The sequence below is a fragment of the Streptomyces sp. NPDC004647 genome, assembly GCF_040609575.1.
Taxonomy (GTDB): Bacteria; Actinomycetota; Actinomycetes; order Streptomycetales; family Streptomycetaceae; genus Streptomyces.
The window spans coordinates 1-8632 of sequence record NZ_JBEXKU010000149.1 but is presented as its reverse complement, the minus strand read 5'-3'; the positions used below and the strand labels follow the sequence as shown (position 1 = coordinate 8632).

At 69.4% G+C, this 8632-nt stretch carries 13 protein-coding genes; 6 read left to right on the top strand and 7 right to left on the bottom strand.

Annotated elements, in window-relative coordinates; all coding sequences use genetic code 11:
• Window positions 1-132 (top strand): sigma factor-like helix-turn-helix DNA-binding protein (locus tag ABZW18_RS33620; protein ID WP_356195044.1); only part of this gene is annotated, 132 nt, incomplete at its 5' end.
• A gap of 63 nt (window positions 133-195) precedes the next feature.
• Here the strand turns inward: ABZW18_RS33620 and ABZW18_RS33615 are convergent.
• Together ABZW18_RS33615 and ABZW18_RS33610 are read right to left on the bottom strand one after the other, a co-directional pair.
• Window positions 196-423: a hypothetical protein gene (locus tag ABZW18_RS33615; protein WP_356195042.1), complete on the bottom strand. Its 228-nt coding sequence runs from the start codon at window positions 421-423 to the stop codon at window positions 196-198.
• Between the two features lie 99 nt (window positions 424-522).
• Complete coding sequence (locus tag ABZW18_RS33610; RefSeq protein ID WP_356195039.1) at window positions 523-1143, bottom strand: WHG domain-containing protein; 621 nt, start codon at window positions 1141-1143, stop codon at window positions 523-525.
• A gap of 83 nt (window positions 1144-1226) precedes the next feature.
• Between ABZW18_RS33610 and ABZW18_RS33605 the strand changes: the two genes are divergently transcribed.
• A complete protein-coding gene (locus ABZW18_RS33605; protein ID WP_356195036.1) occupies window positions 1227-1721 on the top strand; it encodes an FBP domain-containing protein in 495 nt (164 codons plus the stop codon).
• Between the two features lie 90 nt (window positions 1722-1811).
• Here ABZW18_RS33605 and ABZW18_RS33600 read toward each other — a convergent pair whose 3' ends face one another.
• From ABZW18_RS33600 to ABZW18_RS33585, 4 genes are all read right to left on the bottom strand, one after another.
• The gene (locus tag ABZW18_RS33600; RefSeq protein WP_356195033.1) at window positions 1812-2516 is read right to left on the bottom strand and encodes a carbon-nitrogen hydrolase family protein; all 705 of its coding nucleotides are present in this window, start codon (window positions 2514-2516) and stop codon (window positions 1812-1814) included.
• Between the two features lie 184 nt (window positions 2517-2700).
• Window positions 2701-3207, bottom strand: coding sequence for a DinB family protein (locus ABZW18_RS33595; RefSeq protein WP_356195031.1), 507 nt, complete (start codon window positions 3205-3207; stop codon window positions 2701-2703).
• Between the two features lie 216 nt (window positions 3208-3423).
• Window positions 3424-4314, bottom strand: coding sequence for a LysR family transcriptional regulator (locus ABZW18_RS33590; RefSeq protein ID WP_356195029.1), 891 nt, complete (start codon window positions 4312-4314; stop codon window positions 3424-3426).
• A gap of 295 nt (window positions 4315-4609) precedes the next feature.
• Window positions 4610-5062, bottom strand: a complete 453-nt coding sequence (locus ABZW18_RS33585; protein WP_356195026.1) for a VOC family protein — start codon at window positions 5060-5062, stop codon at window positions 4610-4612.
• A gap of 319 nt (window positions 5063-5381) precedes the next feature.
• On the opposite strand from ABZW18_RS33585, the gene ABZW18_RS33580 reads away from it, so the two are divergent.
• The 4 genes from ABZW18_RS33580 to ABZW18_RS33565 all read left to right on the top strand — a co-directional run bounded on the left by ABZW18_RS33580 (window position 5382) and on the right by ABZW18_RS33565 (window position 7813).
• Window positions 5382-5942 carry a DM13 domain-containing protein gene (locus tag ABZW18_RS33580; protein ID WP_356195024.1) on the top strand — a complete coding sequence of 187 codons (561 nt, stop codon included), beginning with the start codon at window positions 5382-5384 and terminating at the stop codon, window positions 5940-5942.
• 93 nt (window positions 5943-6035) lie between these two features.
• Window positions 6036-6638, top strand: coding sequence for a TetR/AcrR family transcriptional regulator (locus ABZW18_RS33575; RefSeq protein WP_356195022.1), 603 nt, complete (start codon window positions 6036-6038; stop codon window positions 6636-6638).
• 75 nt (window positions 6639-6713) lie between these two features.
• Entirely contained in the window at window positions 6714-7589 is an 876-nt protein-coding gene (locus tag ABZW18_RS33570; protein WP_356195020.1) for a hypothetical protein, read from the top strand.
• Complete coding sequence (locus ABZW18_RS33565) at window positions 7586-7813, top strand: hypothetical protein (RefSeq protein ID WP_356195017.1); 228 nt, start codon at window positions 7586-7588, stop codon at window positions 7811-7813. Before ABZW18_RS33570 ends, ABZW18_RS33565 begins: the two co-directional genes overlap by 4 nt.
• A gap of 58 nt (window positions 7814-7871) precedes the next feature.
• Here the strand turns inward: ABZW18_RS33565 and ABZW18_RS33560 are convergent, their stop codons facing one another.
• The gene (locus ABZW18_RS33560) at window positions 7872-8432 is read right to left on the bottom strand and encodes a CBS domain-containing protein (RefSeq protein WP_356195015.1); all 561 of its coding nucleotides are present in this window, start codon (window positions 8430-8432) and stop codon (window positions 7872-7874) included.
• Window positions 8433-8632: the final 200 nt, after the last annotated feature.

Below are 8632 nucleotides of genomic sequence, written 5' to 3'. Positions count from 1 at the left end.
CAGATGCGTTTCGGCCAGGAGATGACCCAGGCCCAGATCGGCACCGAACTCGGCATCTCCCAGATGCACGTCTCCCGGCTTCTCTCCCGCGCCCTGCGGCAACTGCGCAGCGGCATGCTCACCCACACGTAGAACACGCACGGTGCCGGGGAACGTGGAGGCCGGACACCGTCGGAGCCACCGGAGGCCGCGACCCTACCTCCGGCCCGCGCTCGCGCCGTCCGTGAGCAGTGTCTTCGCCAGCAGCTCGGCGAACGCGGCCGGGTGCCGGCTGTAGCCGGTATGGCCGCCCGGGAACTCCACGACCTCGGTGCCGAGCCGCCCCTCCGGCAGCGCGGCAGGACGGTACAGCCCGGTGCCGAGCACCTCGTAGTGGAGGGTCGCGCCGGGCACCCGGAGGGTGTCGGTCGTCGGCTCGCTCATGGTGTCCGGCTGCCCGCGTCGCCTGCGGACCGGTCGTCCGTGACTGACCGGTCAAGTCCGCTTGTTGTCAACGCCGCTTCGTTCCGGGACGACGTCTGTTCAGACATCTGTCCCTCCTTTCTCGGCCATCGCCCGGTGCGACGGGCCGGCAGGTGAGGACGGCCAGTGCTCCAGCAGGATGTGGAGGGCATCGATGGCCCGCTCCCACGACGCCTGTACGTCGCGGGGGTGCCCGAATCCGCCGTTGGCCTCGAGGCTGATGTAGCCGTGAAAGGTGCTGCGCAGCAGCCGCACCGCGTCGGTCAGGTCCGGCTCGGCCAGCCCGTACGCGCGCAGCATCGCGTACGTGGTCTCGACGTTGCGGAGATGGCCGGCGGACTCGGCGAAAGTGGCGGGGTCCAGCTGGATCTGGGTCGCGGTGTACCGGCCGGGACGCTCCAGCGCGAACTCCCGGTAGGCATCGGCGAACCCTGCCAGGGCGTCCTTGCCGGCCCGGCCGGCCACCGCGGCTCCGATGCGCTCGGCGAACTCGCCCGCGGCCAGCAGAGCGACCCGGGTCCGGAGGTCTCGGACATTCCTGACGTGGGAGTACAGGCTCGCATCCTTGACCCCGAAACTCCGCGCCAGCGCGGACACCGTGACGTTCTCGAACCCGACGTCGTCCGCCAGATCCGCCGCCGCCCGTACCACCCGGTCAGCCGTCAGGCCGGCACGAGTCATGAGCCACACCTCCACCAACACGGCCGAAACTAGGGGCTTTAACTGTTTGCCTAATATACATAGGCACGGTTAGCGTCCACACCATGAAGGCAGCAAATGAGCTGGACATCCGCGCATCGTTCGTCAACTGCTCCAAGGGGGAGGCCAAGCGTCTGGCGGTACCGCGGGACCTGACGCAAAGGCCCTGGGAAGACCTGGACTTCCTGGGGTGGCGCGGCCTCTCGGCGCCGGAACGCAGCTATCTCGTCACCGAATACGACGACCGGCTCATCGGCGTGGCGCTGCGCTTCCCCTCCCAGCAGCGCGGCTACCTCCACCGCAGCATGTGCTCCCTGTGCCTGACCACACACCCCGGAAACGGCGTCTCGTTGATGACTGCCCGCAAAGCAGGCCAGGCCGGCCGGCAGGGCAATTCGATCGGCGTGTACATGTGCAGCGACCTCGCCTGTTCCCTGTACGTGCGCGGCAAGAAGGTCCCGGAGCCCGGAGGGCGCTTCGAGGAATCCCTCACGGTCGAGGAGCAGATAGAGCGCACGAACGCCAACCTGTCCGCTTTCCTGGACAAGCTCTTCGAATGAGCCCGGACGGTCTTTCGCAACGAGCGCCCTCTGCCGACCAGGGCCGGACAGCCGACCGGGCGGGGCCGACACGCCCGGCGAGGCTCGCCTTCAGATGAGCACTGCCCGTGCGACGGCGCCGGGCTCCGCCCCTGCCTGCGCGACCGGGACGCCGTCGGACGCCCAGATACCCGAACGGCCGGCGGCCCGGGCGAAACCGCCACCGGTCGCCCCGGCGAAACTGGCCACCGCGACCCAGATGCGGTGATCGGTGGCGACGCGACGGGCGCGCTCATCCTGTAGGGCTGACTCGTCCGCGGACTTCACCGTGCCGGCGACGTAGGCATCGATCCCCAGGGCAGCGGTATCGGCCGCGTGCTGCGCCACGCCGGTGTCCTTGCAGATGGCGAGGCCGAGCCGCCAGCCATCGACCTCGTGCACGGCCGGCCTGTCGCCCGGAGCGAACCGTTCGGACTCCGTCGCGCTCAGCCACATCTTGCGATAGGCCACCGTGGAGCCGGTGCCGTCGATGGCCAGCACGGCGATGTGCGACCGACCGGCATCGCCCTGCACCGGGGCGCCCACCAGCGCCGTTGCCTCCGCTTCGGCGCAGGCCTCGACGATCGGCGACAGCCGCGGGTCATCGGCTGTGATCGCCGCGGCATCCAACTCGTAGCCGGTCAGGGAGAGTTCGGGAAAGACCACGACTCGGGCGCCCGCGGAGCGCACTGCCGCCGCGTGCGTCACCGCGTTCGTCGCAATGGCGTGAGCCACGCAGAGCGGCTGGGCAACAGCGACGACGAGCGGGTCACGCACGGCGAACTCCCACCAGAATCGGCCATCAGGTTCCGCGGAAAGCGATCGCGGCGTACACCTACACGCTCACGCCGAACTCCCGCGGATCCGACAGTCTACGGGCAGGTATTCGGGCGCGTCCGCTGGCCGCTGAACCACTCACGGTGGCACCCCGAGGTCAGAAAGTAGGGGCCCTGGAGGCGTTTCAGGCCCCGACGGTCCCGTCGATCCCCTCGCGCAGGAAGTCCGCATGCCCGTTGTGCCGGGCGTACTCGTGGATCAGATGCAGCATCACCAGCCGCAGCGACACATCCTGGCCCCACCGGGGCTGGTGGCCGGTCACGTCGAGCGACTGCGCTTCCTCCTCGATCCGGCGCGAGTGCCCGACCTCCGTCTGCCAGGCGTCGAACGCCTCCGACCGCGTGGCCGCGCTCGCGTCGTACGCCACCTGGTAGTCACCCTGGTCCGACCACACGTACGGGACGTCCTCACCGTTGATCACCCGGCGGAACCATGCGCGCTCCACCTCGGCCATGTGCCGCACCAGGCCGAGCAGCGAAAGCGTCGAGGGTGGCATCGACTGACGGCGCAGGTCATCGTCCGAGAGGCCGTCGCACTTCATGGCGAGCGTCGCGCGGTGGAAGTCGAGGTAGGCGCGCAGCATGGTGCGCTCATCCGCGAGCGGGGGCGGGCCGATTCGTTCGGTGGTCACGTGATTCCTTTCCACGGCCACGATGTTGCCCTGATCCCGGGTTCTCCGCCCCGGGCTTGCTCCGCTTTGACGGAATCTTGGCAGTGGTTGATGGTCTCGCAGGGGAGCGGCGGGGCCTCGTCGTCGGCGATGTTCCGATGATCTCCGTACGCGTGCGGCCCCGGCTCGGCAGTCGGCGGTCGTTCGACGCATGAGGCTTGCGTCAACTCGCCGTTCCTACCGCGTCGCCACCGACCTGAGCGCGTCGAGCAGCCCGCGCAGCGCGGGCTGGGCCAACGATGTTTCCCGTACCGCCGCGTGGATCACCCTGATGGGCTCCGGCTTGCGGACCCTGCACACGACGACGCCCGGGTGGCGGTTCCCCAGTCCCATCCGCGGAATCAGACCGATGCCGAGGCCGGCGGCGACGAACCCCTGCGCCGTGGCGTAATCCTCGCTCTCCACCACGAAGTTCGGGCTGAAGCCCGCCGCGGCACAGGCGTCGAGCACGGGCTCGAGGCAGGGGCCCGGGGGCTCGCTGCCGACCCACGGCTCGTCGGCGAGGTCGGCCAGATCAAGCACCCGTTCCGACGCGAGCCGGTGCCCCACGGGTAGCACGGCACGGTACGGGTCGTCGAGCAGGTGCACGAGGCGGACGCCTTTTCGGAGCCGGTCGGGCGGGCGGACCACGATGGCCAAGTCGGCCCGGCCCCGTACCACCTCCGGCAGCGGGTCGTCGGGATCGATCAGCTTGAGATCGACCCGCACTCCGGGGTGCTCGTCGCGGAGCCGGGCCAACGCGGGCGCCACCAGGTCGGCGCCCGCCGTAGCGAAGTAGCGGATCGCCAACTGCCCGGTGTGCCCGGCTCGTAGATCGGCCAGGGCCGTCTCCGCCTCGGCGAGGTGCTTGCTGATGATGGCCGCGTGCTCGGTGAGCAACCGCCCGGCCGCCGTCGGTTGCACACCCCGGCCGACCCGCTCGAGCAGCGCCCCCCCGGCCTGCTTCTCCAGCGCCGCCACCTGCTGACTGACGGCGGACGGCGTGTACCCCAGATTCGCTGCTGCCGCAGTCACCGAACCACTGGTGACCACCGCCCGTAGGACCTGCATGCGTCTCACATCGAGCATGTAGGAAAGCTTAACGGTAGAGGCAACTCTTTTTGCTTGTCCTGTCAGGTCGCGTGGGGGACCTTTCATACGGACGACCGAAGAGGAAGAGGGAGACGAAGAGTGATCAGCGGTCAACGTCTCCCGCGCGACCGTGCGTGGAGGCACCTCTTCGTGGCGGCCTTCTTCTGCAACGCCCTGCCGTTCGAAGGTGCCCGGGCCGTCGGCACGTCGGTGCCGGACCGGCAGCGGCAATGTCGTACCGCTGCCGGTCCCGCGGAACTACCGCTGGGGCGTGCGACGCTCAGGAGGAGACCTACTCGGGTTCGTCGTCCGTGCGGGCGAAAATGCCCTCCAGGAGCCCGGTGGCTTGCCCGACCTCGATCAAGTAGCCGTCGGGGTCGCGCAGGTAGCACCGCAGTTCGGCGCGGCGGTCGATCGGCGGAGTCAGGAACTCGGCGCCCTTCGCACTCCACTCGGCATGGCAGGCCTCGATGTCGGCGACCCGGAGGTTCAGGAAGCTGGAGACGGTGTGCGGGTCGCTCGGCGGCACCAGGGTCACGTCCGGCTTGTCCGGGGTCGGGCCGCCCCCCGGGTTCATGATGATCCAGCTGTTGGCGAGCTTGACGATGCACGGATTCTCCGCCAGGGCCACCCGCCCGCCGAGCACCTCCGTGTAGAAGTGCCGCGAACGAGCCACATCCCGCACCGTCAGAAAGTGCGTCACCAGCAGCCCCTCGCTCGGGGTGGGAAGATCGACCTCATTCATGACATGCCCCTCGCCGGCGACCGCGCTGCCTGGTCATCATCGCTGCTCACCCCGCAGGCCCCGACGAGCGGCGCGCCTGGGTCTCCCGGCCGTGGCCTTCGGCTGCTCCGTTTGCCGGCGCGAGGCTGCTCAGTTCGGCCGGGAGGTGACCTCATTCGGCCGATGTCCCTCCGGCGGCATCCTGCGACCGCCCCCGGTGCGGTCCGTGGCATCCGTCCGGACGTAAGAGATCCGTCAGCGGTTCCTCGGAGAGTACGGGGACACGGGCCTGTTGAATGGTGAGCGAGACAGGACGGTGCCGAGACCTCAGGAGACGATCATGAACCGTGTGCTTCGCGTGCTGCGCAGACCGGTGGTCATCGCCGCGATGGTCATCGTCCTGCTGGCCGTCGCAGCCGGGCTGTTCTGGTTCCAGCCGTGGAAGCTGTGGGTCGATGACACGGTGCAGGAGGATCTGCCCGCCGCGGTCGCGTCGGACACCTCGGCGCCTGCGGACGCGCCGGCGGCGTCGCGGAGCCCGGCCGGCCCCAGGACGCTGGCCACGGGCAAGCTGATCAGTCAGGAGCACGCCACCTCCGGGACTGTGAGGATTCTTCAGGGAGCCGACGGGTTCCGGGTGCTCCGGCTGGAGGGCCTCGACACCAGTAACGGCCCCGACCTGCACGTCTGGATCACCGACGCACCAGTGGAACGCGACAAGGACGGCTGGCATGTCTTCGATGACGGGGCCTACGAGAACCTCGGCGAGCTCAAGGGCAACAAGGGCAGCCAGAACTACCGGCTGCCCCCGGACATCGATCTCGCCCGCTACAAGAGCGTGAGCATCTGGTGCGACCGCTTCGACGTCTCGTTCGGTGCGGCCGAGATCACCCGTACGTGATCCGCAGCCCTTTCAGCGTTGTTGGAGCTATTGACGAGGGTCGACCTCCAGTTCGAGAATGACGCGTCATTCCGCCGACGGGAAAGGGGTCCCGTGCCGAAGGGCGTGGTCGACAAGCGGGAGGCGATCCTTCGCGCGGCGGGAAAGGTGTTCGCCGAGCGCGGCTACCACGCGACGGGGATATCCGACATAGCCCGGGAGCTCGGTGCCGGACACGGCACGTTCTACCGGTACTTCACGAACAAGGAGCACATCGCGCGCAGCGTGGTCGCCCGAGCCCTCGGCCAGGTGATGGACACGCTGTCCGACGAGAATCCCGGCTCCTCCGAGACCCTGCCGGAGTACCGGGAGCAGGTCCGACGTATCGGCCACAATCTGTTCGACCTCGTCGTGGCGGAACCTGCGCTGTGCCGCATCCTGTTCTACGACGCCATCGCGATCGACCGGGCGGAGCCCGACACCGCCGGCCGTGCCATGGAAGCGGCGGCCGCCTACACCGCTGAGTTCATCCGCAACGGGCAGGACCGCGGCTTTCTGCGCCGCGATCTTGACGCCCACGTGGTGGGGCTCGCGGTGAACGGCATGATCGTGACCGGCGCGGCGCGACTGCTGCACGTACAGGACCCCGACTCCCTGCGTGGCCCCTGGATCCACACAGTGGAAACGCTCATGTTCCACGGCCTGGGCTCCTCCTGAGCCGCAGGCCCGCAAGGACCCTTCATTTTCTGCCTTCCAAGCGGAATGACGTGTCATTCCGGAAAGGAGAGCACGATGGTCCAGGTCGATGTCTTCTGGTCGTACGGCATAGGCGCGAGCTTCGCGACTGCGGCCGCGTACCGGCTCAGGAGCAGGGACAGCGCCGCAAGGAGCGCCGGCCGATGGTCGGACCCCTGTCTGATGGGTGCTGTCCTCTATTGCGCGGTGCTCTTCGCACCGAGCGGCGCATGGCTGCTGTGGGGCTTCCCGGACTGGGAGACGATGCAGGTGGCGCGCGATCACGGATCGCTGCCCGCCTGGCTGGTCGCACTGTTCGCGGCGACGAACGTGAGCCAGGGGGCGCTCGGTTACTGGGTCGCCTCGCGGCTCATCGCCTCCGGCCGGGTCTACGCCGCCTTCCTCCAGGCGGGAGTGGGATATGTGGGGATGTTCTTCATCCTCGTTCACGGCTGGGACGGGCGCGGGTACCAGAGGTTCTTCTCCGCCGACCGGGAGGCGTTCGCGGCCTGGCCGGAGAACCCGAGCGTGGGGGAGGCCCTGTCGCGCGCGGGCGACTGGCTGGCCTCGCCCGTCGCGCTGACGCTGTACGGGATGGGGGCGGTGCTCGTCCCCGCCATGCTGGCGCTGATGGTGTCCTGGCTCAGGTCGGGGGAGCGCGAGCCGGGCGGCGGTACGGCGCCGGGCCGACTCCGCATCCTCGGCGCCGTGCTGGGCGCCGTCTTCGGGGTGGCGCTCGGCACGGCGATCGCCGCGAGCGTCCTGGTTCACCTGCTGGGCTGGTGGCTGGGCGTCCCCGCGGCGGTCGCCGTCACCGCGCTGCTAGTCGTACGGCGGGGAACCGGTGCGGCACACCGCGTTTTCGGACTGCTCGCGCTTCCGGACCGGCAGTTCGGCGGCCGTCCGCGGAACGCGCTCGCTGCCGGGGGATGACCGGCGCGTTCCCGTCGCCGGGCCGTGGCGTGCAGTGCTTCGGCCCGGCCCGGCGAGTGTGCCGTACCGGGCCGGAGCGGTACGAGCAGCGGTACGAGCCGCGGTACGAGCAGCAGTACGAACGCCAGTACGCGCAGCGGTACGAGCGGCGCCGCGACGAGGCCACCGACCCTCAACACCCCGTTGCCGCAGCAGGATTCAGCCCCGCCGTCGCTGAGCGCTGATCGGACATCCGGCTCAGGGACGTGAGCCTCCCGGTGGGCCGTGACGGCGGCGGGTGCGTTACGGCGCGGTGCCGGCAGCGGTGAGCGGGCCGGCGATCGCTGCCCGGAGGCGCTCAAGGGTGAGGACCCCGAGGATGCAGCCGTCGTCGTCGACCACCGGCCAGGCACGCAAGGCCCGGGTGCGCATCGTTTCGGCCGCGGTGGCGATGGTCATTCCGGGCCGGGTGAAAGGCCCGCGATTCTGGACGATGGCGCCGATGGCGGTCCGCTCCGTGTACCAGGACCGCGCACGGTACGGAGCGAGATGCGCCCGAGTGACCAGCCCGGTGCAGCGGCCGTCGCCGGCATGCACGAGGAGGTAGTCCGCCTCGGCGGCGTCGAGTATGTCGAGCGCTCTGTCGACGATGGTGTCCTGGGTGATCTGCAGATCTGAAGGCCTCATGGCGTCGGCCACGGTGGCGCCGTCGGGGCCGATCGTCTTCCGGCGGCTCTGGGGCGTGGGTACGGGTACCGCATCGTTGGTGATCGTGGTCATGGCGTTGGCCTGCCCTCTGGGCCCGGTCTTCACCGGTCCGGCGTTGCCGCTCTCCGAGGACGACGCCGACGTGAGGGTCGGCATGCGAGGTGTCCCAGGTATGCCGCACTGTACCTGGTCCGTCTCCGCGTCTGTTCGATGTGGCCGGATCTGTTCCCTGGCGGCCGTATCAGTCCGGAAATGGGGTCCCGGTTGTGGGTTGAGGTGGTGTCAGTCCTTGATTTCGCAGATGAGGGCGCCGGAGGTGACGGAGGCGCCGACTTCGGCGGTGAGGCCCTTGATGG